Origin of the sequence: Lagierella sp. ICN-221743 (assembly GCF_037890055.1) — a bacterium.
Classification (GTDB): Bacteria; Bacillota; Clostridia; order Tissierellales; family Peptoniphilaceae; genus Mediannikoviicoccus.
On the sequence record NZ_JBBKBD010000007.1, the window covers coordinates 1 to 24,422 of the forward strand.

Here is a 24,422-nt window from a genome sequence, read left to right on the forward strand (position 1 = left end):
TAAAGGCAGTCCGAAGACTGCCCAAATTTTTATCATATTGGAATAATCCATACCACTTGTATGTTCGTCGAAATAAACAAACGTAGAATCCTTAAACGTAAGAAATGCTATTGCAAGTCTTTGCTCCTGGCCTCCTAATAAATAAATTCTTCTGTCATTTTTGTTTTTCTCTTTATTTTATTTTTAATTATTTACATTCATATTTGAAAGAGCCTTTGCTTGCATTGCTAAACCTACCATTATCATAGTAAAATCTACAACTGGTTCTGTCCACCAAACAGCCCCTGCTCCAAATACTCTTGGCAATATAAGTAAGGCTGGAACAAGTAGTATTAGCTGTCTTAACATTACAATCATTCCAGCTTTTTTTCCATCCCCTATCGCTTGGAAAAAAGTTATTGTCATAATCATAATTCCATAAAGAATAAATACTGAATAGAACATTCTGAAATTATTAACTCCGCTTGAAATTATATCCTGACTTACTTTAAATAAACCAAGTAACTGTTTTGAAAATACTTGTGCTGGTAACCAAAAAATTGCTGCAAGTACTGTTCCTCCTATAGAAAATATATTCATAGTTTCCTTTACTCTATCGTATTGTTTTGCTCCAAAGTTTGTACCAATAATCGGCTGTAACCCCTGACTCATTCCCCAAATTGGTATAAATGAAAATCCATAAAATCTCAAAGTTGCCGACATTAATATTGCATTTGGATCTCCTCCATATCTAAAAGCTTGTCTATAAAGCAATGTTTGTTGAACCATGAAAAATACTTGCATGATCATAGCTGATACTCCTACTCCAAACATTTCCTTTGATATATCTTTTTCTTTTTTTATTTTTCTTATTTTTACATTTTCACTTTTACTCTTAAAATAATAAAGAGTAATAACCGCTTGAATTATTTGTGCTGTTACAGTTGCTATAGCTGCTCCCTCAATGGCATAATCACCCATTAATTTCATTAGTATTGGATCAAGAGCTATATTGATAAAGGCACCAAGTCCCATGATACTCATTGCTCTTTTCATAAGTCCTTCACCACGCATAACCATATTGGCTGACTGGGTAAAGTTTACAAAAATTGAGCCTAGAAATATTATTCTTAAATACCTTATGCCTAATGCTTTTATTTCTCCTGTTGCTCCAATTAAATCTAAAAAATATGGTCCTAGAAGCATTCCTCCTATTGTTATGATCGTTGAAAAAAATATAATCCAATAGATAAGATTTCCCATAAGCTTGTCTATAGTATTATTATCACCCTTTCCCATGGCTCTTGATAAAATTGATGCCGAACCTATCCCTATAAGCGTTGCAATCCCATTATTAAAAAAGGTAAGTGGCATAGCTATTGAGCAAGCCGCCATAGCGTTCTCACCAATTATTTGTCCAGCAAATATTCCATCCATAAGTGGGTATAGACCTATAATCACCATGCCAATTACTGCTGGTATAGATAATTGAAACATTAAAGACAATGGCTTCTTGGTCAATAACTGTTCTTTCATGTTTTGTTTCATTTTTAATTTCTTCAATATATAAACTCTTCTGCCATTTTTGTTTTTTCTATTAAATTCTTGTAAACTTTTGATTTTTGTATAAGCTCTTCATGTTTGCCTTCACTTTCTAATTTTCCGTTTTCAAGAACTACAATCTTGTCTGCATTTTCTATGGATTTCATTCTGTGTGAAATGATGACAACTGTTTTATCTTTAATTAGATTATTTAAAGACTCTTGAATTTTTTTCTCATTGTCAACATCAAGGCTTGCTGCTATCTCGTCTAAGATCAATATCGGTGCATCTTTTAAGAAGGCTCTGGCTATTGATAACCTTTGTCTTTCTCCGCCTGATAGTTCAGCACCGTTTTCACCAATAACTGTATCGAAACCCTTATCCATTTTTTCTATAAAATCTGTGCAGTTTGCAAGTTTTGCTGCTCTTTTAACTTCTTCGTCACTTGCATCTTGCTTTCCGATCCTAATATTTTCCATAACGCTTTGATTAAATAGAACTACATCTTGGAAAACAATAGACACCTTATCAAAAAGGGATTCTGTTGATATTTCTTTTATATCTTTGCCATCGATTAAGATTTGTCCCTTGTCGTAATCATAAAGTCTTGATATAAGTTTCAATATAGTTGTTTTGCCACAGCCACTTGCTCCTACTAAAGCAGTTACCTCTCCCTGCTTAGCTTTAAAGCTTACACCATTTAAAACTTTTGTGTCTTTATTGTAGGCAAATTCAATATCTTTTAAATCAATGTCAAATTTTTTTAGTTCATAGTCATCGCCTTCTTGTAAATCTTGATTTTGAATTTCTTTTAATCTTTCAATTTTAGGCGATAAATAAAATATCTCCATCATTCCCTCTTTAGATGCATCAAGAGCGTCTTTTATCTTCATAGCTGCTAGTAAATAGCCTACGAGGTATAGAGGGCTTATTTCTTTATTAATAATTAAATTTACACCAACAAATATCACAACAGCAAGGGAAATAAAGCTAAAAATTGATGAAAATGACATAATTAAAATAAGTCCTATCTCTGTCTTTAAGTGCACTTTTTCACTTTTATCCATTTTTTCATATAGCTTATCTTTCATTTCCTCTGATAAGCCATAGGCTTTGATCTCCATTTGCATCTCGATATTTTCTTGAAAGCTTTCTGAGTTTTCTCTTAAGACGTCATAATATCTTTTTTGTCCCTTAACCTGATGTTTTTTAGATAGTGGTATAAATATAAAGCTTAATATCGTTGGTATAATTACAGCTAAACCCATCTTCACATTGCTCACTAGCATCATAATGGATATTAGTGGGAAGAAGAGTGCCATACCGCCCACTTTTGGTATCGAGTGGCTCATTGCATGCTCTATTCCTTCAATGTCAGACATGATTGTTTGCGCTAGGTCTGAAATATCATGTTTAGAAAAGTATGATAGAGGTAGTTTTGATAAATTCTCTGCTGTCCTTATTCTTAAGTCCGCACTTTCTTGATAGGTTGTGCTAAATAATTTATCATATTCGATAGAAAGCAAAATATACATTGCTATCAAGGTCAAGGCTGAGAATGCTATATAAAATCCCTTGCTTTTAACAATATTTTCCAAAACTTCCTGAGCAAAAATCATTAGTAATATGGCAGGAAGCATGTTTATACAATAAACGAAAAATGAAGCCAGTGTTGCTTTACTTAAATTTCTTGCTCCTTTATCTGTAAGAGCAAATCTTTTTTTATAAAACTCCTTCATTTGAAACCCTCCATTCATTCGCACTGTTAAAGAGTTCTTGCAGTCTCTTATACTTTGTATCAATTGACATTAATTCTTTGTCAGAACCTCTTTCTATAATTTTTCCACTATCCATTACAATAACTTCATCAAGGTCTTTAATTGTAGATAGTCTGTGTGCAATCATGATAACCGTTTTATCCTTCATCAGATTTTTGAAAGCTTTTTGCAATTCAAACTCGTTATCTGGGTCAATAGATGCTGATGCTTCATCCATAATAATAATTTTGGAATCCTTTAAAATTGCTCTAGCAATTGCAATTCTTTGTTTTTCTCCACCTGATAAATAAACTCCTTTTGAGCCTATGACTGTGTTTTCTCTTTCTGGGAATTTGTCTAGTATCAAATCGCATCCTGCTAATTTTAAGGCTCTCATAACGTCATCTTTGCCTGCATTTTTATTAGCTAAAGCGACGTTATCATAAATAGTTTTCTTGAATAATTTCGAATCTTGAAAAACAAAGGAAATAGCTTTAATTAAGGCTTCGTCAGAATATTCACTTATTGGAATCCCGCCTATCTTTATGCTTCCATGATTAACATTGTAAAAACCCGATATAAGTTTCGCTACAGTTGATTTGCCTGATCCAGATGAACCGACTAGTGCATAGGACTTTCCTTCTTCTAATTTAAAGGATAAATTTTCAATGACAGCTTTGTCGTTATAAGCAAAGCTTACCTTGTCAAATTCTATATTGTAGTTTTTAAAATTATTGACATTGCCATGGACCAATTTATCTTTTTGCATATCATTGTAAAGTGCCTCTAAAGTATCTACTGCATAATTGCCTTGAGAAATGTACATAGAGTACCACATCATTCTCATAAATGAAACAAAGAGAACTCCTGATAAAAATAAAATCATAATAAGCTCAAGTAAAATCACCTTGGCGCTGCCTAAGCTAGTCATAAAATAAACTATAGGAATAATTAAAATTGCAATTAAACCAAAAAATAGCCATTGGTACAAAATATAAGGTTTTTTACAAGATAGTGTATAATTATAAGCATACTTCGAGTAATCTTTTATCGCCTTGTAAAAGCTTTTAAATGACTCTACATTTGCTCTAAATATCTTTACTACCTGCATACCTCTAACGTATTCAACAGTCTCTGCACTTAGTTTAGATAGAGCTTCTTGGTATATCTTCATAAATTCTTGCTCTCCCATCATTGCACCTAAAATTAAGCCATCGATTATGGTAAGAGCAAGCAAAGTTATGCCAACTCTTATACTTACTATAAAGCCGAGTGCAAGTACAAGTACGGGTGTAACTATTGCCTGAGAACTATCGGGAATCATGTGAGCTACAACCTGATGAGTTTGCGCGGCGTTGTCATCTATGATCTTTCTTATTTGACCAGATGGATTTAAGTCAAAGAACCTAAAACTTGCTTTCTCTAAGCCGTCTATCCCCCTTTTTCTTAAATTTGTTTCAAGCCTAAAACCTAGTATGTGAGAACATGTTCCTGAAACAGAATAAAATATTGCTCCACATGTTAGTGTGATAACAGATTTTAATGCTATGCTCTCTGCACCAGATAAACCTGAATTAATTATTAAATTATCCAGAAATTTGTAGATTAAATAAAATCCATATACCGTAAGTACAGCAGATATAGCAGAAAAGACTATAGCTAAAAAACCAAGATATTTTTTATCCTGCACATAAGCAAATAGTTTTTTGTAAATCTTCATAATCTTATCTCCTTTCTTTGATATTCCTTTTAGATTAATTTTCATTTAATGATATTAATTATCATTGCTTTTACAGTATACATCTGCTATAATCAGTAATGCAATAACTTGTTAAATATAAGGCTAATTGGAATATTGTCTAAAAGGGATAGGTACATTATGACTTACTAAGATTTTGTAAAATATTATATGAAAGTAGATGAATGTAAAAACAATAAGAAATATTCAAGTGCAGGGCACACTTTTTGTTGGAATAAAGAAGATTTAACTTATGCAGAAGGCCTGTATTGGTTTTATGAAGGAGATGGCTTCATTATTGATATACATGATTTTTATATCAGAGAGGAAGTAGTTCAAAATAGCACTTATAGTATGGAAGATTATGTTTCAATTTACACAAGCTACATAGTCAGTGCAAATGGCGAAAAATTTAATCCATATCAAACTTTGACTTCTAACTCATTATGCACTTTTGATTTTGACAATATAAAAGATGACTTTCTGTTTTTATTACACGAGAACTGTTATTATCTTGCCGTTTCTATAGGCTTTAAAAGAGAGCTTCTAGAAAAACACCTATCAGCCATTAATATTGATTCAGAATCTTTTTATTCCACTTTGCTCCAAACAAATCAAATAATACTTACAAAGTCCTTAGAAAAAGTGGCAATGGAAATTTTAAATTGTAGGATGGACGCTCCTGCCGCTGATTTTTTCTTTAATGCAAAGGCAAATGAGTGGATAAGTATAGTGATTGATACGTACTTAAATAGAAAAAAATATAAAATTCAAATTGATGATGATAAAGCGCTTGAAGATGTGGCTAGATTTTTAGAAGATCATTTTGCAACGAATGTAAATCAAGGAATCCTTGAAAAAATATCTAAAATGAGTGGAACTAAATTAAAAAATTTGTTCAAAGAAAAATATGGTCAAAGTATTACAGAGTACACTCAAAGAAAAAGAATGAATGTTGCTGAGATTCTTCTTTTAAACACTGAACTACCTATAAAAGAGATAGCAGAATCTGTTGGATATTCATCTGCTAGCAAATTTTCTATCTATTATAAAAGATACAAGGGAAAGCTTCCTAGCGAGGTACGCGATTTAACTTGCAATCATCATAATTTAAAATGCGAGTACTGTGATTAATAAAAATTTATTTTACCAGTTACACACCCATATATTATGTGCGTCTAAATATATATTGGTGTGTAACTCTACCCTATTAGGAACAATATAAGACCTTTAAGTCATGGTACTCTTAGTCTGATGCTAAAAATAGCTAAATTTATCAATATTAAATCATATCTTTCAACCTCCATTTCTTTCTACTATTTTAAAAATCTCTCAAATACTTCCTGGTTTAATTCTAGAAATATTTATTTTTAATCAATAAAATTACTACCATAATTCAACTTAACTTTTATTCCCATCCATCTTCATCCATAACTATACATATTTTAAAACTTTAATTGACTTAATAGGACTTTAAAAGTATAATATAGTCATTAAAAGTCTTATTAAGTATTATTAAGTCGTTAAGTGACTTGTATTTTAGAAACATTTGGACTTTAAATGACCATAAAGGAGGATGAGTATGAACTTTGCCACAAAATTAAAGGACTTAAGAATAAAAAAGAACTTAACTCAAGAAGAGCTTTCAAAAAAATCTGGTATCTCTATAAAATCTATATCGAGGTATGAACTGGGTGAAACTGTTCCCCGCTCTGAAAAGTATTATGAAAAGCTAGCTATTGCCCTTGATGTTGAAGCGGACTATTTTTTATCTCAAGAGACCAATTTTTTACTTAATGTTAAAAAGGAATTTGGTTATAAAGGAGCAAAGGGTGCTGAAGACATAGTCAATGGCGTGATTGGACTAATGGCCGGTGGCGAACTTCCTGAGGAAGATAAGGCAACCATATTAAATGCTATGCAGGAAGCTTTTTATATGGCAAAAATAGAAAACAAGAAATATACGCCGAAGAAGTTTAGAATTGAAGAAGAATAAATTGGAGTATTGTTGAAAGGAGGGTTTCATGAGTAATCAAATATCAACAATATATGATGATGTACAAAATTTAATAAGCTTGCATGGTACTAGGGACCCTCAAATTATTTTGCAAGAAAGAAATGTAATGCTTATTCCCTTTAAGGAAAAAACGAAGTTATTGGGAATGTACAAGGTTATTCTTAGAAATGAATTTGTGTTTTACAATCCATATGTTGATGAAAGGATTTTAAATATGGTCTTTGCCCATGAGCTTGGACACAATATCTACCACGGCAATTTGGCTAGAAAAAAGGAAATTTTTGAATACGAACTTTTCAATATAACTAACTCCACTGAGCTTGAAGCAAATATATTTGCTTCCCATCTTTTAATTGACGAAGATGAACTTATGGAACATATTTTACTTGGCGAAGATTATGAAAATCTTTCAAAAATTTTCAATGTAAACATCAATCTAATGATATTTAAATTAAATGAAATGTATAGAATGGGCTATCCAATTAATCGGCTAGATTTGCCTCATAATAATCAGTTCTTTACTAAAATTGATGGAACTGATAAGGGAAACGAAGAGATTTTTTAAAAGTAGTAGAAGGAGGGGTTATGAGTATTATTGATTATTCTTTAGAACCAAAATCTGATATTGCTTTTGTTGATATGAAAAGTTTTTATGCCAGCGTTGAATGTGTTAAAAGAAATCTAAATCCTCTTACTACATCACTTTGTGTAATGAGTAACTCGGATAATTCTTCTGGGCTTACCCTTGCCAGTAGCCCCACTTTTAAAAGGGTTTTTGGTAAGAAAAATGTTGGTAGAGCTAGGGATCTCCCCTTTGATATCCAAACTAGAAAATTTTCCTTTGAAAATGCAAAAAATCAAAAGTTAGATATTACAAAAGAATACATTGACTATGTGGAAAAATGGGCGGAAAAGACTTTGATTGTCCCTCCAAGAATGAGCTTATATATTGAAGAAAATTTAAAAATTCAAAAAGTTTTTCAAAATTATGCTCCAAAGGATGAAGTACATCCCTATTCTATTGATGAATCATTTATTGATTTAACAGGGTCGTTAAATTATTTTGTCTCTAATAAAAACATGACTAAGAAGGATAAGTTGGACTGTGTTTCAGCAAAGATTCAAAATGAAATTTGGAAGGAGACTGGTATTTATTCAACGGTTGGAATGAGCAATGCTAATCCATTACTTGCTAAACTGGCCCTTGATAATGAGGCAAAGACCACAAGGCAAATGAGGGCAAACTGGTCCTATGAAGATGTGGAAACTAAGGTGTGGAATATAAAAAATCTTACGGACTTTTGGGGAATTGGAAGTAGAACGGCTGCAAGGCTAAATAGACTTGGAATTTATTCAATTAGGGACTTGGCTAATTATAATGTGGATATTTTAAAAAAGGAATTTGGTGTAATCGGTGTGCAGCTTTGGTTTCATGCAAATGGCGTTGATGAATCTAAGGTAAATGTCACCTATATAGCAAGATCAAAAAGTTATGGCAATTCACAAGTTCTACCAAGGGACTACCACAGTCAAAGTGAAATTGAAATAGTTTTAAGGGAAATGGCAGAGCAAGTTGCCACAAGAATTAGAAAAAAGAATAAAAAAACTGGTCGAATTTCCATTTACATCGGTTTTTCATATAAGGAAGACATTAAGTCTATTAAGGCTCAAAGGAGTATAAATCTAACAAATTCCACTAAAGTTTTATCAAGGGAAGTAATAAAACTCTTTAGGGAAAGGTATAGGGGTGGCGCCGTTAGAAATATCGGTGTGACCTATGGCAAATTAGTCGATGACAGTTTTTTTAATTATACTCTTTTAGATGATGTACGGGAGTTACAAAAACAAGAAATTTTAGATAAGACATTTGATGAAATAAGAGATAAGTTTGGTTATACCTCTGTCCTTCCTGGATTTTCACTAATGGAAGGATCTAGGGTTATTGAAAGAAGTAAATTAATCGGTGGCCATGCTGGTGGAATGGACGGTATCATATGATTTTAAGGGATTATCTTAAATATGAATCAGCAAGAAAGTATCTGGATAGAGGAATGGTAAAGTGGATGGGCTTTTTCATTTCTGAACACACTAGTGCCCTATTACAAATGGGAAATGAAATAGATTTTTCAAAAAAGATGAAGGAAGAAGAAATTCTTATGCTCTTGGGACAGGTCTATTTAAACAATCTAGAAATTGCTTTATATACTAATGAAAATTACAAGCCCTATATTGGTAAAATAATAGATATGGAAAATTTAAGCATCTATTTTAGAACGGAATCGGCAGTTAAGAAGATTCTATGTAAAAATATCATTAGATTAAAACTCTTGGAGAATGAATCATGAATGAATTACAAAAAAACAGTATTCAATTTGATTACTTTTCAAATAACTATGAGAAATTTGAGGAAGATTTTTATGAATTTGTAGATACCAATATTCCCCTTACTTTTTTAGTTGATGATATTCTCCACTGCTTAAGTTCGTCCAATAAAAATTACTTTATGCTTAACAATAAAAATTCAAAGGACAAAAAAGAACATTACTTTTTCTTTAAGAGAAACCATATTGAGGAAAATAAAAATATTATAGTATATTCCTACTTAGGCCATCAATGTAGATAAACCCACCAATAGGTGGGCTTTTTATATGGAAATATTTTTTGTAAAGTAATTTTCATCAATATTTTTATGGTCAATGATAATGACTGTTTTTGATTCTAAGTATTTCATAATATCATCAAGTATTTCGTAGAAAAGAGTTTCATCTAGTCCTGTACTAATTTCATCAAAGATATATAGTTCACATTCCTTATACAGTGCTCTTGCTATTAAAACTCTTGTCCTTTCTCCACCAGATAGAGTACTATTATCAAATCCTATGTCCTTTGTTTGATATTTTTTGATAACTTCATCTAATCTACAGATTTTAATGATATGATTTAATTTATCTTCCTCCACATTAGCTTTAAATGTAATGTTATCTACAATTGACATATTAAATAATTTATTTTCTTGAAAAACTGCTGATAGGGATACTGTTTTATTTTCTTTGCCATCAATATATATATTACCAGAAGTCGCCTTGTACATATTGGTAATTAATTTTGCAATAGTAGATTTCCCTGATCCAGTCCTTCCATTTATCTTTAATTTATCACCTTTATTTATGCTTAAATTAAAATTTTCTAAAATATGATTATCTCCATAATTTAATGAAACATCTTTAAATTCAATTTTAGTAAAATCTTCAATTAAATTTGTATTTTCCTTCTCTATGATTTCAAATGTCTCATCTATTCTCTTAACGGAGTTCTTAAAAGCAGAAATTTCTTTTTGATTTTCTATTATATTAAATATTGGATCAGTAATCATTGATGCATATAAAATGATTGCGATTAATGCACCAACAGATAAACTACCTTGGCTAACACGCATGCCTCCAATAAAAATTAAAATAGCCATAATAAGATTAAATAGTAAACTTACAAGAGCTTGAGATATATTTTTAATGTTTACAATTTTTTTATCCAGAATATTTAACTCATGGTTTTCTTTGTAAAATTCACTAGTAAAAACTTTCTCTTTGTTAAATAATTTAATGTCTCTAGCACCTACGATTATGTCAAAAAATTTATTTATAACATTAAGTCTTTGAATTTGACTTTTTTTAGATGCTATTTCTGAATTCTTTAAAATCTTTTGAATTACAATAGTTGAAATAGCAGAAATTAAAATCATAGCAAATAACATAATATAGTCATATTTTATTATTATAATCGAACCAATTACAAAACTTGATATTGAAAAACCTAATTCAAAAACAAGAGGTATAAGTTTGTCATCAAGAGATTTTAAATCATCAATTATAACGTTAAAAATATTACTTTGCCCAGCTTTTTCTAGTAGGTCAATCTTTGTGCTAAGAATGCTCTCAACAATTTCATCTCTTATGTCTCTATTCAAATTAAGTTCAAATTTTGAACCAAAGTTAACAAGAATAATCCTAAACATATTAACAAAAATATATACCAGTGAATAAAAGATTATGTTTTTTATAAATTCACTTGTGTTACCCATTGTTAAATAATCTATTACCTTTTGAATGAAAATCATGGGAAATATACTTAAACTTCCTACGATTATCCCTGCTAAAAATAGTAATAAAATTTTAGAAAAATTATTTTTATATTTATCTCTTATCATAATTTCCTCATTTAACTATATAAAATCATATACCTTTATATAGTTTCGAATGTTCTACTGTTTATATTCATCTTCATCCCATGGAACTATTACATCAGTTGGAATATTTTCCCTTTCAAATCTGTAATGTCCCATTATTGGGGAGCGTTTAATGTAGTCGTCTTCTCTCTTAAGCTGTCCTCCATTGTGAAATATAAATGGAAAACCTTCGTCATTTCTATTGTCTGAACACATTCCTATATGAAAGTCGTTTGGTCCAAAGATTATAATATCTCCTGGTTGGAAGTCCTTTGGATCTTTTAATTTATTTGTCAAAACTTTGCAGTAATTTTCAAAAAATGGTCTTAATGTCTTAACTCTTCTAAAGTCAATGTTGTTGTCGGGCTTTTTCACCATTGGGTAGTTCTGTGGGGACCTTTCTATATCTTTAATTAGCATGGATCTTAAAGAGTAACCTGCTTCTCTAAAGGCTCGCCAAATGACATCGGTGCAAACGCCGCTATATTTATCTGGATAGCCATTGTTATCTTTTACATAATCGGGAACGTATTTTGGATGGTTTTTTGCATCTTTTCTTGCGCCGTTTACAAAGTCCGTATAGTCATCTATTCCATTTTCATTGTAATCGGAGTTTGATTTTATATTTAATTTTTTAAATTCTTTATTCTTTCCATCTTCAAATAAAAATCTACTAAAGATTGGTCCATTTAAAATAATTCTTGCATCTTCACTTTTGTAAAGAAATAGAACAAATAGGGCTGTTATTATTAAAATTGGAATTATAATATATCTTTTTTCTGTTTTCATGTCGCCACCTTTTCTTAGCTCTATTTTATACTTTATTTCATTATATTTCACTAACTTTGACATATTGTAACAATTTTCACCCTTTTAATGTTTTTATATTAGATGTAGAATGTATGAGAGGAGATTTTTATGGATGAAAATAATTTAAAAGATGTGTACTTAACATGTGAAGAGCCTTTTATATATAAACTTTTAATTACTGTGGGAGGCTTTTTTGGAGCATATACTTTTATACTGCGAGGGGGAGTTTTTTGTAATGCCCAAACTGCCAATGTGGTGCTTTTTGCCATAGCTCTTGGTAAAGCTGATTGGACCAGGGCAATGCATCTACTTTTACCGATTTCAGTATACTTTTTTGGTTCCTTTTTGTCGGAACATCTTGGAAAAACCATAAAAAAATTTTTCTTTTTACGATGGGATACCTTATTAATTGGAATAGAAATCATAATTGTATTTATTTTAGGTTTACTTCCAAAGTCTGCGCCGGACCAAATATGTCAGGTTGCGTTAAATTTCATTTGTTCAATGCAGTTTAACACCTTTAGACAAGTTCGCGGAACACCGGCAGCTACAACTTTTGTAACAAATCACATTCGTCAAGTTGGTTCAAACCTTTCCGTTTATTTGAGAAAGAAAGATGATTACTCTAGGAATAAATTAAAGATTCACGGCTCTATGATTTTTTATTTTATTTTGGGAACCGTGCTTGGAACTGTAAGCATTAAATTTTTTGAATATAAATCAATTTGGGGAGCTTGTATATTACTTTTGATTATCTTTGTAAAACTTTTTTATGCAGATAGGGTAATTGAAAGGGAAATGTTTAATAGAAAACCCCATGGACATTAAAACACCGACCTTATGGCCGGTGTCTTTATAGAAATTTCATTCTACTTGGATCAATATCTCTTTCTATTTCGTGAAATCCTTTAATGACTATGTCATTTTCTTTAATGATTTCTTCAATCTTTTCCTTGTCTTCTATGTTGTCATAGAGAATTGATATTCCACAACACACATCTAGAACCCTTGGTGTTGGGGCGATAGTTGCTTTAATATTATTTTCTTTTATAAGCTTGTATAGCTTTTGACCATTTTGTACGTCTTCAAATAAAATATAGTTTTGTTTACTTTTCATTTTCAATCATTTCAACGAATGCTTCGATTCTTGTCTTTAATTGTTCAGCGTCTTCATCAGTGTAGTCTGTTTCAATTCCAAGTACAGGAATTCCAGCTTCTTTAAGTTCCTTTTCTACTAAGTGACCTTCTGTATCATAGATGTTACAGAATTTAAGGTTAACGTCTATAACTCCATCTACATTATATTCTTTTGCAAGTCTTATAATGTCTTCAATTCTTTCGTGGTTTGGAGTATAGCATGCACAGTTGATTCCCTTCATGTATCTATCTGTTAGATGTGAAACCATTTCTTCTATTGTGTCGCCAGATTCGTCAACTGTAAGTTCAAAGTATCTTGAACCTGTACACATTTCTTCACATACTACAGCTGCTCCGCTGCTTTCTATAATGTGATGTAGTTTCCAGTTTGGAATTGAAAGTGGTGTTCCTGTAAGCATAAGTCTTGTAGCACCTTTCTTGTAAACAGAAACATTTTCTTCTTTTCTCTTATCAAGTTCATCACAAAGTTCATTAACCATTTTTGCAAATCTTGTTGGGTCGTCATAGAATGCAATTTGTGAAATAAGTAGACAGTCTTTACCGCTTATTGGCACATTGTCTAATTTTCTAAATTCCCAAAGTCTTTGCATAGCTCTTCTCTTGTTGTTAAGTAGAACTATTGCATCATGTAGTGATTCTGCAGTAAGTTTGTTTCCTGTAAGTTCTTCGATTCTGTCTATGTATCTATAAACTTCGTCCTTAAAGAACTCAACGTCTTTATCTCTCTTCATTTGTGGTAAGTCAAAAACGTACATTGGTGCATCTTTTGATAGGATTTCCCAAGCTTTTTTCTTACCATCACATGTAGTTTCTCCAACGAATAGATCTGCTATTCTGAAGAAAGGACAAGTTCTTTCAAATCTAGCACCTAAAGATGCTTTTATTAGTGGACAAGTTGCTGTTGGAAGATGTTTTTCTCCTCCTGGTACCCAGAATTGTGATCCTGAGCAAAGTCCAGTATTAATTGCTCCACAACCGAATACAACTTCATCAGGAACGTGGATACAGAATGTTCCTACTACTTTTCCGCCATTTTTTTGGAACTCTATTAGTTCTGCTGGTCTGATTCCGTGGATTTCTGCAACAACCATGTTGAAGTAATCCATTTTTTCTGGTCTGTTTTCTTGTGATAGATAAACATCACCAAATGCTTGTGGTAGAACTTCACATAAAACATCGTGTGTTTCTACGTCCATTCCTAAATTTTCCCACATTTCTCTGTAATCTGCCATGAATTATTCCCCCTTAATATTCAATGGATTTATTTTCAATATCAAATTGGTTACAACCTCGAATTATGTAGTCGGGTTTTAAATCAAACTTTCCATATTTTTCTTCTATAAATTCAAAACCACTACTTTCGTAGTTTTTATGAAGTTCTCCCTCACAAAAATAACCTTCATTGATTAATTGAACAATTTTTTTATAAATTCCAGCTCCCGCTTGTATTTTAGCTACTTTCTTCTCTCTAAAACTTCCATCAATATGTCCCCCTATAAATGAAAGTCTCTCATCTATATCAAAAATAAACTTAGAAAAGTATTCTACTTCGTATATCCTTTTCTCATCCAAATCACATTTTCTTAGCTTTTCTATTGCACTTGAAATCTGCTTTGACTTTTCCACAATATCCACAAATTTATCCATATTAAAAGGCTCTTTTGACTTTTCTTCCATAAATTTAATTAGAGATTTGTAATCGTTGTCTTTATAAAGATAAACTTCTTTGTCCGTCTTCTCCTTTAATTTTTCATATCTTATCTTACAGCTATCATCAACTATAAAAAACTTTGAAGAGAACATGAATGGACATTTGCCAAGTTCCAAATATGCAAATGAGGAGTTTAACATATCACAGTAGTTGTTATCGTCATACCCTTCAGTAACATGTCTATCAATTCCATATGAGTATAGTCCCTTATAACCAAAGCTTTCTACTATCTCCCATGGAACTCTCCCCCAAAGCGAAATAACTTTACCTGTTTCACTTAAAGTCAGTGCTTCAATATAAGCATTTTTTCTTATATCTAAATATTCCATTATTTTGCAAGCATTGCAGCTCCTATGGCACCTGCAAATCGACCATCCTCATGGGTACTAACATCGGCTTTTAAAAGTTCTTGCAAATGTTCAACCATGTAGTCATTTCCTGCAAAACCGCCTGTTAGAAAATAGTTGTCTGACTTAGGAATTCTATTTACAAGTATAATAACCTTGTTGATTATTGAGTGAATAACTCCACATGCAATGTCTTCCTTTGGTGTTCCCTTACCGATTAATGAGATGATTTCAGTTTCTGCAAATACTGTACACATGGATGATATCTTTATATCTTTTCCTTTTCTTGCAAGTGCAAACATCTCATCTAGGTCCACACCCAGTCTTCCCGCCATTACCTCTAAGAACTTTCCTGTTCCTGCAGAACATTTGTCGTTCATCTTAAAGTCGTCTACGAAGTTGTCTCTGAAGCTTATAACCTTTGTGTCCTGTCCACCAATATCTATAATCGTGATATCTTTTCCAGGATTAAAGAAGCTTGCTCCCTTTCCGTGACATGTTATTTCTGTTATAACTTTGTCAGCGAAAGGTACAGAAACCCTTCCATATCCAGTGGCAACAACTTTTCTATTATCCTCTGTTACTCCATTTGCTAAAAGCCATTCTTCAATATCTCTACTAGCTTGAACTGAACTCCAGCCTGTAGGCATGACTTTTTTAAAAACAATTTCTTTTTTTGAATCATCTAGTACAACAACTTTTGAAGCTGTTGAACCTATATCGATTCCAACATTATACATATGCATCACCAGATATATTATATCATTAAATATTAATCTTGAAAAATTTATTATTAAATTTTATATTTCCTTCTTTTTTAAAAAATATTATATTAATAATCCTTTGAGAAAATAAAAAACACCCTCTTGTTTCCAATAGAGGATGTTTTAATTTTTTATTTTACAAATACTTCGTATGCTTTTGAAGTCATATATGCATCTGCCTTTGAAAGTAGTTCTATAGGTGCATGCATTGAAAGCATAGCTGTTCCAATGTCAACAACTTCTGCTCCATATTTTGCAAGTATATATGCAATTGTTCCGCCACCACCTTGGTCTATCTTTCCAAGTTCTCCAGTTTGCCAAATTACACCATTTTCATTGAATAGGGTTCTAAGTTCTTGTAAAAATTCTGTATTTGCATCGTTTGAACCAAACTTTCCACCTGATCCAGTGTATTTTGCAATTGCCACACCATGTCCCATAAGTGCCACGTTATTCTTTTCTGTAACTTCTGCAAAGTTAGCGTCAAATGCAACTGTAACGTCTGCTGAAAGAACCTTTGAATTTGCAAATGCTCTTCTTAAGAGTACATCTGAATAGTTTTCGAATTGATTATTTAAAATCTCTGCAACCATATTGTGGAAGTAGTTCGCTCCCATGGATGCATTACCAACAGATCCTATTTCTTCTTTGTCAACGAATAGTGAAACTGCTGTTCTCTTAGGACTTTCAACTTTTAACATAGCTTCTAGGGATGCATATGCACAAACTTTGTCATCATGTCCATATGAGGCTATTAGAGATCTATCAAATCCAACATCTCTTGACTTTCCTGCAGGAACTATTGTAAGTTCTGCAACTAAAAAGTCTTCTTCCACAAGCCCATATTCCTTGTTTAAGTATTTTAAAATACTATTTTTAATAGGACTCTTATCATCATCTTTGTCTTTATATGATCTGTGGCCGATGATTACATTTAATTGTTCTCCTGTAATTCCTTCGTCCATGGATTTCTTTCTTTGGTCCTTTGAAAGGTGAATTAGAAGGTCTGAAATATAAAATATTGGATCATCTTCTTTTTCTCCAATTACAATATCTAGCTTCTTTCCATCTTTTGTGAAAGCTGTTCCATGAAGTGCTAGAGGAATTGTAGCCCATTGATATTTCTTAACTCCACCATAGTAGTGGGTCTTGAAGTATGCCATATGTCCTTCTTCATAAACAGGATTTTGTTTTAAATCTAGTCTTGGTGAATCTATATGGGAACCAAGTATATTCATACCTTCTGTTATGTCTTCTCCAACAACCATCATAATCACTGATTTGTTCTTGTTGTTTAAATAGATTTTGTCACCTTTTTTAATTTTGCCCTTTAAAGCTTCTTCTAGACTTATATATCCATGTTCTTTAGCTTTTTCAATTATTGTAACTGTAGCTTCTCTTTCGATTTTTGCATGGTTTAAGAAATTTTTATATCTTTCGCCATATTCAAAAATTTCTCCTATTTCTTTTTCAGAAAGTTCTTCCCAGATATTTTTCTTTTCATAATTTAAATTCATCTTTACCTTCTTTCTATTCTTTAGCCCACCGGATCTTCCTTAGGATTTCCTATTTCTTCCGGTCCTCTTATTTGGTCTTTGTTTATTACTTCTAACAACTTGTCAGGTAGTGATTTTGTTCCACCAACTACAATTAATCTGGTTATTTCACCACCTTTAATATAATCTACTATCTCTTTGTCTATTGCCTTTGACGATGATAGTAGTATTGGTCCACTTACATACTTTGCAACATTTGATGCACAAAGTGCATCTGGAAAGTCTTCGCCACTAACAAGAATTACTGTACGAACATCACTAAAGCCCTTTTTAGCTACATCTAAAGAGGTTAGATATCTGTTTTTACCTGAAAAATTGGTCTTTTCTATCTTGTTAAGATTATTGTTATATAAAATACTAGGATTAACAGAACCCTTTCCCCCAACAGTAATTCCCTTTTTGCTTCCAGAATTTTGTATATAGCCAAGGTTTTCTTTTTCCAAAGTTTTTCCATCTGTTAGTAGTAGTGGTATTCTTGTCGTTGCAAGGTATCCACTTGCTGAAAGTGAGTCGGCAAAGTTTTGTCCATTTGCAATTGCAAAATATCTTTTATCATAATTCTTACCAGAAGTTTTAATAAAAGTTGCAACTTTTGCTGCAGTATCTACTCTGTTTTTACCTGCTATTCTCTTTACGTTATATCCATTTAGTCCTTTTAAAGCACTTTCTGAAATTGCATTTGTTCCACCAACTATATAGACATTTTTAACTTGTAATCTTTGAAGTTCTTGTTTAACTTCCTGTGGTACTTCTGTTTTTGACATAAGTAGAACCGGACCATTTAATACAGAGCCTAATACTCCTCCAGCAAGTCCATCTGCAAAGTTATCTCCACTTACTAAAACTGCATTTACAGTCTTCTTATAAGATACTTTACTAGTTTCTACAGCTGTTCCATATCTACTTCTTTCAGAAATTCTGTATAGATAAACCTTTTTATTTGCAAGGGCTTTTGTAGGTAGACTCATTAGACAAACTAAAAGTAATAATAAAATTTTCTTATTCTTTATCATTTATTCCATCCTTTTCAAATTCTTCTCTAAACTTTTCCAAAGCCTTCTTTTCAATTCTAGAAACGGACATTTGGCTTATATCCAGCGAATTTGCTATGGAAATTTGAGTTCTTTTTTCAAAGTATCTCTCTATGATGACTTTTTTCTCAACTTCATTAAGTCTTTCCATAACTCTATCTATCAAATCTTTTAATTCAATTTTTTCATAATCTTCGTCTAAAACTCCAATTAGTTCTTGAATATTTACTTCCTTATCATCATTTTGTGAGTCGTAGGTAAGTTCAAGTGATGAAGGTGCATAGACCTTACTTCCCTCTATTGCTTCTATTACCTCTTCTTCTGAAACCTCTAAATAGTCTGCAATATCGCCAATAGTTGGCGTCTTTTGAAGATGTTGTGAAAGTTGAGTCTTTGCATTATTAACTTTTTTTGACATCTCTTGGATTCTTCTTGGAACTCTAATAACCCATCCTTTGTCTCTAAAGTACTTCTTTATTTCTCCGACTATGGTAGGGGTAACATAGCTTGAAAACTCAAATCCTCTAGATATGTCAAACCTGTCTATAGCCATGATTAGTCCAAGGCTTGCAACTTGGAATAAATCGTCGTACTCTATTCCTCTGTTGGCATATTTTTTCGCAAGGATTTCCGCAATATAGATATGTCTTTCTATAAGTTCTGTCCTTATGGCCATGTCTTTAGTTTTATCATATTCTTTAAAAAGTTCTTTTGTTTCAATATTTTTAAGTTCTTTTTTATCTCTGGTCATAATTTCTAGTCCTTAAGCGTTTTACTAAGTTTAATTAGTCCTTCCTCTATTGAAACTTCATCCATAAGAGTTTCTAAAATAATTTTAGCAAATTTATTTATCTCTATTTTATTACCATTTGGTCTTATTGCTACAACTTCAATATCTAGTTTGTCTTCTGATGAAAAGAATACTATTTTAACCTCTTTTGCACTTCCAAGTAAGATATTTAAAGCTTCACTAAGTGAAACTTTAATATCTTCAACTTCTTCAATGTCAAATCCAATTTTGTTTGCAATAAATGATACATTTAGTCTTGCAAGGGCAATGTTTTCTGGAGTGTATTCAAATGATAAATAATATTTTTCCATATTCTACTCCTTAATATTGAAGAGTTTGTCAAGTTCAGTTATTTCAAATATCTGTTTGACATTCGGTTTTATCTCCTCAATACTTATGGTCTTTTCTTGTTCTTTTATGTTGTTATATATACTTATTAAACTGCCAAGTCCTGTGGAATCAATGAAATTCAACTTCTTGGCGTTTATTAGTATATCCTTTGAGCTAGGTACTTTATTTAGTACCGCATCTTTAAATTCGTCACTTGAATAGGCATCTAAATCTCCATCGAGGGAAATTTTAATTAGATCTTTTTCTTCGTTAATATCGTAATTTAACCCCATTTGTACCTCCATTATTCGATTTCTTCTATATATTTTGCAACTGCAACAATCTTGTCAGCTTCATCATTTACTTCTCTGATTTTAACTCCCATGGTGTCTCTTCCTTTGGTTGAAACCTGTCTTACCTTAAGTCTGATAACATCTCCCTTAGCTGACATTAAAATTATTTCGTCATCAATTTTTACAAGTTTTGCAGATACAATATCTGAAGTTCTCTTTGAAATCTTGTAGGTTATAACTCCCTTACCTCCACGATTTTGTACCTTGTATTTATCTACTAAGGTCTTTTTACCATATCCATTTTCTGAAACAACTAGTAGATATTCGTTGTCCTTTAGAATATCCATTGAAACTGCTTCGTCACCTTCATTTAAAGTGATTCCCTTTACACCTTGGGCAGCTCTTCCTATAGGTCTAATGTTTTTTGCTTTAAATCTTATACATTGTCCCTTTTTAGTTATAATCATGGCCTCTTCATCTTTTCCAATTGACCTTACTGAAATAAGTTCGTCATTATCTCTTAAAACTATTGCAATTAGTCCTGATTTTCTAAGGTTTTCAAATAATTTTATCTTAGTCTTTTTAATGAGTCCAGATTTTGTTGCCATTAATAGGTATTTATCATCTTCGTCCTCATCAAATGGTATTGCAGCTTGTACAATTTCTCCCTTCGAAATTTGGATTAAATTTACAAGGGCCTGTCCTCTTGCCTGTCTACTTCCTTCAGGAATTTCGTAGGCCTTAAGAGTGTATACCCTACCTTTATTTGTAAAGAATGCAATGTTACTATGGGTTGATGTTACAAATAGTGAGTCAACATAGTCACCATCTTTTAGATTAAGTCCGATTACACCCTTTCCTCCACGATTTTGTACTTTGTAGGAACTTGCAGGGATTCTCTTTACATAACCATGTTTTGTTACAGTTATTAGAACATCTTCTTCCTCAATAAGCTCTTCTATGTCTATTTCATTGTAGTTAGGTTTTATCTTTGTTCTTCTACTGTCACCGAACTTTTCTTTTATCTCTGTAAGTTCATTTTTAATTATATCAAGAAGTAATCTTCTATTTGAAAGTATATCTTCAAGTCTTGCAATCTCTTTTATTAACTCTTCGTATTCATCTTTAAGCTTTTCTCTTTCCAAGCCTTGTAGTCTTCTAAGTCTCATATCTAGAATGGATTGAGCTTGAACTTCACTAAATCCAAATCTTTCCATAAGTCTTTCCAGAGCATCTGAATATGACTCTCTTATTATTTTAATAATTTCGTCAATATTGTCTATTGCTTTTAAAAGTCCCTCTACAATATGGGCTCTGTCCTTGGCTTTTTTAAGATCGAACTCTGTTCTTCTTGTAATTACTTCTTCTTGGTGTTCCACATAGTACTTAATAAGTTCTTTTAAGTTCAAAATCTTTGGAACTCCATTTACAAGTGCAAGGTTTATTATACCAAAGGTAACTTGCATCTGACTATATTTATATAGATTGTTAAGAACTATTTGAGCATTTGCATCTCTTTTTAATTCAATTACAATTCTAAGACCTTTTCTGTCTGATTCATCTCTTAAATCTGAAATGCCTTCAATTCTCTTGTCCTTTACAAGTTCTGCTATCTTCATAATGAGATTGGACTTGTTTACTTGGTAAGGAATTTCTGTAATTACAATTCTTTCTTTCTTGTGATGCTCTTCTATATTTGCAACCGCTCTTATTACAATCTTTCCTCTACCTGTATTATATGCATCGGAAATTCCCTGTTTCCCCATAATATGTGCTCCAGTTGGGAAATCAGGTCCTTTTATATATTCTCTAAGTTCATCTATTGTTATATCTCTGTTGTCGATGTATGAAACTATACCATCTATAACTTCTCCTAGGTTATGAGGAGCCATGTTAGTTGCCATACCTACTGCAATTCCTGAAGAACCATTTACAATTAGGTTTGGAAATCTTGATGGAAGTACTACTGGTTCTAGCTCTCTACCATCATAGTTTTCTTGAAAGTCTACAGTTTCCTTGTTTATATCCCTTAACATCTCAAGGCAAAGCTTGTTCATTCTAAGCTCTGTGTACCTTGGTGCCGCTGCTCCGTCACCGTCAATTGAACCAAAGTTACCTTGACCTTGTACAAGTGGATATCTCATATTGAAGTCTTGTGCAAGTCTTACTACTGCGTCATATATTGCTGAGTCACCATGAGGGTGAAACTTACCCATTACATCCCCTACAAGTCTTGCAGATTTTGTAAATCCTCTATCTGGGAACATACTTTGTTGTTGCATAGAATAGATTATTCTTCTATGAACGGGTTTAAGTCCATCTCTAACATCTGGTAAAGCTCTGGAAACTATAACACTCATTGAATAATCCAAATAGGATTTCTTCATCTCTCTATCTATATCAACATCTATAACATTGTCATGTCCTTTTATTAATTCACTCACTTTACCACCTCCTATGCATCAATATTTTGTGCATATACTGCATTTTCTTCAATGAACTCTCTTCTAGGTTCAACTTTGTCTCCCATAAGAATATTAAATGTCTCATCTATTTCCACAAGCTCTTCGTCGTCAATAGTTACTCTTAAAAGCATTCTATTTTCAGGATTCATTGTGGTTTCCCAAAGTTGGTCTGCGTTCATTTCCCCAAGACCTTTGTACCTTTGAACCTTTAAGTTTGAACCTCTTCCCAGTTCGTTAAGTGAAGAATCCAGCTCTTCTTCTGTGTAGCAATACCTTACAACCTTAGTACCTCTGATTATTCCATAAAGTGGAGGTTGGGCGATGTATATATGTCCCTCTTTTATTAAGTCCTTCATATATCTGAAGAAGAATGTTAGAAGTAATGTTCTTATATGTGCACCGTCAACGTCCGCATCGGTCATTATAATTATCTTTCCATAACGAAGTTTTGAAATATCAAACTCTTTTCCAATTCCAGTACCAAATGCTGTTATCATTGCCTTTATTTCATTTGAAGAAAGGGCCCTATCAAGTCTTGCCTTTTCAACATTTAAAATCTTTCCTCTAAGTGGTAATATGGCTTGGTATTTATTATCTCTTCCACCCTTTGCAGATCCACCGGCGGAGTCCCCTTCCACTAGGTATATTTCATTTACTGAAATATCTGATTCTATACAGTCTGCAAGTTTACCTGGCAATGTGGTATTATCTAAAATTGATTTCTTTCTAGTTAAATCCCTTGCCTTTCTAGCAGCTTCTCTTGCCCTTGCTGAAGACTGTGCCTTTTCAATTATGATTTTTGCAACTGCAGGGTTTTCTTCTAAAAAGATTGAAAGCCCTTCATAAAGCGTAGTTTCCACATCTCCTCTAGACTCTGAGTTTCCAAGTTTTGACTTGGTTTGACCTTCGAATTGTGGATTTGAAAGCTTTATTGAAACTATGGCAGTAAGACCTTCTCTAGTGTCATCACCTTGAAGATTTTGATCTTTTTCCTTTATTAAATTGTATTTTCTTCCATAATCATTTAAAGATCTTGTAAGTGCAGTTCTAAATCCTATTAAATGTGTTCCACCTTCTGTCGTATGAATATTATTTGCAAAAGGCAGTACATTTTCAGAGTATGAGTCTGTGTATTGCATAGATATTTCTACAGTACTCTTTTCTCTTTCTCCTATAATGTAGATTGGCTTTTGATGTAATACATTTTTATTTCTATTTAGGTACTCAACAAATGAGTTTATTCCACCTTCGTAGTGAAACTCTATCTTGGTGTCGTCTCTTTTATCTTCAAAGATTATCTTTATTCCACCATTTAAAAATGCCATCTCTCTAAATCTATTTATTAGAACATCTTTTTCAAAATTAATGGTTTCAAAGATTTCATCATCGGGCATAAACTGAATTTTTGTTCCAGTTTCATCTGTCTTTTCGCCTTTTTTTATTTCCTTTGTAACCTTACCTCTTGAAAACTCTTGTGTAAATACATATCCGTCTCTCTTAACTGTAGCCTTTAACCATGATGACAATGCGTTTACTACAGAAACACCTACACCATGAAGCCCTCCAGAAACTTTATATGCGTCATTGTTGAACTTACCACCGGCGTGAAGTATGGTAAGTACTGTTTCAAGAGTTGATTTTCCAGTTTGAGGATGCTTTTCAACAGGAATACCTGATCCATTATCCTCAACGGAAACAGATCCATCTTCATAAATGATTACGGTTATGGTATCTGCAACTCCTGCCAATGCTTCGTCAATACTATTGTCAACTACTTCATAAACTAAATGATGTAGTCCTTTTGGTCCAGTTGAACCTATATACATCCCTGGTCTAAGTCTAACTGGTTCCAGTCCCTCTAGAACCTTAATATTCTTAGCACCATAATCTCTATTTTGAGTCATATTTTTTC

Annotated in this window: 23 protein-coding genes; 7 read left to right on the forward strand and 16 right to left on the reverse strand. The window is 32.2% G+C overall.

What is annotated here, in order from left to right; all coding sequences use genetic code 11:
- Nucleotides 1–183: 183 nt before the first annotated feature.
- From WKS98_RS04575 to WKS98_RS04585, 3 genes are read right to left on the reverse strand one after another with little or no spacing between them, the layout of a single operon-like run.
- Complete coding sequence (locus tag WKS98_RS04575; protein WP_498917291.1) at nucleotides 184–1,527, reverse strand: MATE family efflux transporter; 1,344 nt, start codon at nucleotides 1,525–1,527, stop codon at nucleotides 184–186.
- A gap of 11 nt (nucleotides 1,528–1,538) precedes the next feature.
- Nucleotides 1,539–3,260, reverse strand: a complete 1,722-nt coding sequence (locus WKS98_RS04580) for an ABC transporter ATP-binding protein (protein ID WP_498917293.1) — start codon at nucleotides 3,258–3,260, stop codon at nucleotides 1,539–1,541.
- A complete protein-coding gene (locus WKS98_RS04585) occupies nucleotides 3,244–4,998 on the reverse strand; it encodes an ABC transporter ATP-binding protein (protein ID WP_498917294.1) in 1,755 nt (584 codons plus the stop codon). The genes WKS98_RS04580 and WKS98_RS04585 overlap by 17 nt, the downstream gene beginning before the upstream one ends.
- A 189-nt stretch (nucleotides 4,999–5,187) precedes the next feature.
- On the opposite strand from WKS98_RS04585, the gene WKS98_RS04590 reads away from it, so the two are divergent.
- From WKS98_RS04590 to WKS98_RS04615, 6 genes are all read left to right on the forward strand, one after another.
- Nucleotides 5,188–6,150 (forward strand): helix-turn-helix domain-containing protein, encoded by a 963-nt coding sequence (locus tag WKS98_RS04590; protein WP_498917296.1) that lies wholly within the window; start codon nucleotides 5,188–5,190, stop codon nucleotides 6,148–6,150.
- A 448-nt stretch (nucleotides 6,151–6,598) separates the two neighbouring features.
- Nucleotides 6,599–7,012: a helix-turn-helix domain-containing protein gene (locus tag WKS98_RS04595; RefSeq protein WP_498917298.1), complete on the forward strand. Its 414-nt coding sequence runs from the start codon at nucleotides 6,599–6,601 to the stop codon at nucleotides 7,010–7,012.
- A gap of 28 nt (nucleotides 7,013–7,040) precedes the next feature.
- Complete coding sequence (locus WKS98_RS04600) at nucleotides 7,041–7,598, forward strand: ImmA/IrrE family metallo-endopeptidase (RefSeq protein ID WP_498917300.1); 558 nt, start codon at nucleotides 7,041–7,043, stop codon at nucleotides 7,596–7,598.
- 20 nt (nucleotides 7,599–7,618) lie between these two features.
- Nucleotides 7,619–9,031 (forward strand): Y-family DNA polymerase, encoded by a 1,413-nt coding sequence (locus WKS98_RS04605; protein WP_498917302.1) that lies wholly within the window; start codon nucleotides 7,619–7,621, stop codon nucleotides 9,029–9,031.
- Complete coding sequence (locus WKS98_RS04610; protein WP_498917304.1) at nucleotides 9,028–9,378, forward strand: hypothetical protein; 351 nt, start codon at nucleotides 9,028–9,030, stop codon at nucleotides 9,376–9,378. Before WKS98_RS04605 ends, WKS98_RS04610 begins: the two co-directional genes overlap by 4 nt.
- Nucleotides 9,375–9,656: a DUF5960 family protein gene (locus tag WKS98_RS04615; protein WP_498917306.1), complete on the forward strand. Its 282-nt coding sequence runs from the start codon at nucleotides 9,375–9,377 to the stop codon at nucleotides 9,654–9,656. Before WKS98_RS04610 ends, WKS98_RS04615 begins: the two co-directional genes overlap by 4 nt.
- Before the next feature lie 21 nt (nucleotides 9,657–9,677).
- On the opposite strand, the gene WKS98_RS04620 is transcribed toward WKS98_RS04615, so the two are convergent.
- A complete protein-coding gene (locus WKS98_RS04620) occupies nucleotides 9,678–11,237 on the reverse strand; it encodes an ABC transporter ATP-binding protein (RefSeq protein WP_498917308.1) in 1,560 nt (519 codons plus the stop codon).
- 54 nt (nucleotides 11,238–11,291) lie between these two features.
- Nucleotides 11,292–12,044, reverse strand: a complete 753-nt coding sequence (locus tag WKS98_RS04625) for a DUF1287 domain-containing protein (RefSeq protein ID WP_498917309.1) — start codon at nucleotides 12,042–12,044, stop codon at nucleotides 11,292–11,294.
- Nucleotides 12,045–12,173: 129 nt separating this feature from the next.
- Between WKS98_RS04625 and WKS98_RS04630 the strand changes: the two genes are divergently transcribed.
- Nucleotides 12,174–12,893 (forward strand): YoaK family protein, encoded by a 720-nt coding sequence (locus WKS98_RS04630; protein ID WP_498917311.1) that lies wholly within the window; start codon nucleotides 12,174–12,176, stop codon nucleotides 12,891–12,893.
- 25 nt (nucleotides 12,894–12,918) lie between these two features.
- On the opposite strand, the gene WKS98_RS04635 is transcribed toward WKS98_RS04630, so the two are convergent.
- The 11 genes from WKS98_RS04635 to gyrB form a co-directional block, all read right to left on the reverse strand.
- Nucleotides 12,919–13,182: a putative Se/S carrier protein gene (locus tag WKS98_RS04635; protein WP_498917313.1), complete on the reverse strand. Its 264-nt coding sequence runs from the start codon at nucleotides 13,180–13,182 to the stop codon at nucleotides 12,919–12,921.
- Complete coding sequence (locus WKS98_RS04640) at nucleotides 13,172–14,455, reverse strand: double-cubane-cluster-containing anaerobic reductase (protein WP_498917315.1); 1,284 nt, start codon at nucleotides 14,453–14,455, stop codon at nucleotides 13,172–13,174. The genes WKS98_RS04635 and WKS98_RS04640 overlap by 11 nt, the downstream gene beginning before the upstream one ends.
- 13 nt (nucleotides 14,456–14,468) lie before the next feature.
- Nucleotides 14,469–15,263, reverse strand: coding sequence for a 2-hydroxyacyl-CoA dehydratase family protein (locus WKS98_RS04645; protein ID WP_498917317.1), 795 nt, complete (start codon nucleotides 15,261–15,263; stop codon nucleotides 14,469–14,471).
- On the reverse strand, nucleotides 15,263–16,021 hold the full coding sequence (locus WKS98_RS04650; RefSeq protein WP_498917319.1) for an acyl-CoA dehydratase activase: 759 nt from the start codon (nucleotides 16,019–16,021) through the stop codon (nucleotides 15,263–15,265). Before WKS98_RS04650 ends, WKS98_RS04645 begins: the two co-directional genes overlap by 1 nt.
- A gap of 155 nt (nucleotides 16,022–16,176) precedes the next feature.
- Entirely contained in the window at nucleotides 16,177–17,562 is a 1,386-nt protein-coding gene (locus tag WKS98_RS04655) for an aminopeptidase (protein WP_498917321.1), read from the reverse strand.
- Between the two features lie 20 nt (nucleotides 17,563–17,582).
- A complete protein-coding gene (locus WKS98_RS04660; RefSeq protein ID WP_498917322.1) occupies nucleotides 17,583–18,614 on the reverse strand; it encodes a cell wall-binding repeat-containing protein in 1,032 nt (343 codons plus the stop codon).
- Entirely contained in the window at nucleotides 18,601–19,383 is a 783-nt protein-coding gene (locus WKS98_RS04665) for a SigB/SigF/SigG family RNA polymerase sigma factor (protein WP_498917324.1), read from the reverse strand. The genes WKS98_RS04660 and WKS98_RS04665 overlap by 14 nt, the downstream gene beginning before the upstream one ends.
- A gap of 5 nt (nucleotides 19,384–19,388) precedes the next feature.
- On the reverse strand, nucleotides 19,389–19,733 hold the full coding sequence (locus tag WKS98_RS04670) for an ATP-binding protein (protein ID WP_498917326.1): 345 nt from the start codon (nucleotides 19,731–19,733) through the stop codon (nucleotides 19,389–19,391).
- Nucleotides 19,734–19,736: 3 nt separating this feature from the next.
- The gene (locus WKS98_RS04675; protein ID WP_498917328.1) at nucleotides 19,737–20,045 is read right to left on the reverse strand and encodes an STAS domain-containing protein; all 309 of its coding nucleotides are present in this window, start codon (nucleotides 20,043–20,045) and stop codon (nucleotides 19,737–19,739) included.
- An 11-nt stretch (nucleotides 20,046–20,056) separates the two neighbouring features.
- Nucleotides 20,057–22,489, reverse strand: coding sequence for a DNA gyrase subunit A (gyrA, locus tag WKS98_RS04680; protein WP_498917330.1), 2,433 nt, complete (start codon nucleotides 22,487–22,489; stop codon nucleotides 20,057–20,059).
- An 11-nt stretch (nucleotides 22,490–22,500) separates the two neighbouring features.
- The gene (gene gyrB / locus WKS98_RS04685; protein ID WP_498917332.1) at nucleotides 22,501–24,414 is read right to left on the reverse strand and encodes a DNA topoisomerase (ATP-hydrolyzing) subunit B; all 1,914 of its coding nucleotides are present in this window, start codon (nucleotides 24,412–24,414) and stop codon (nucleotides 22,501–22,503) included.
- Nucleotides 24,415–24,422 lie beyond the last annotated feature (8 nt).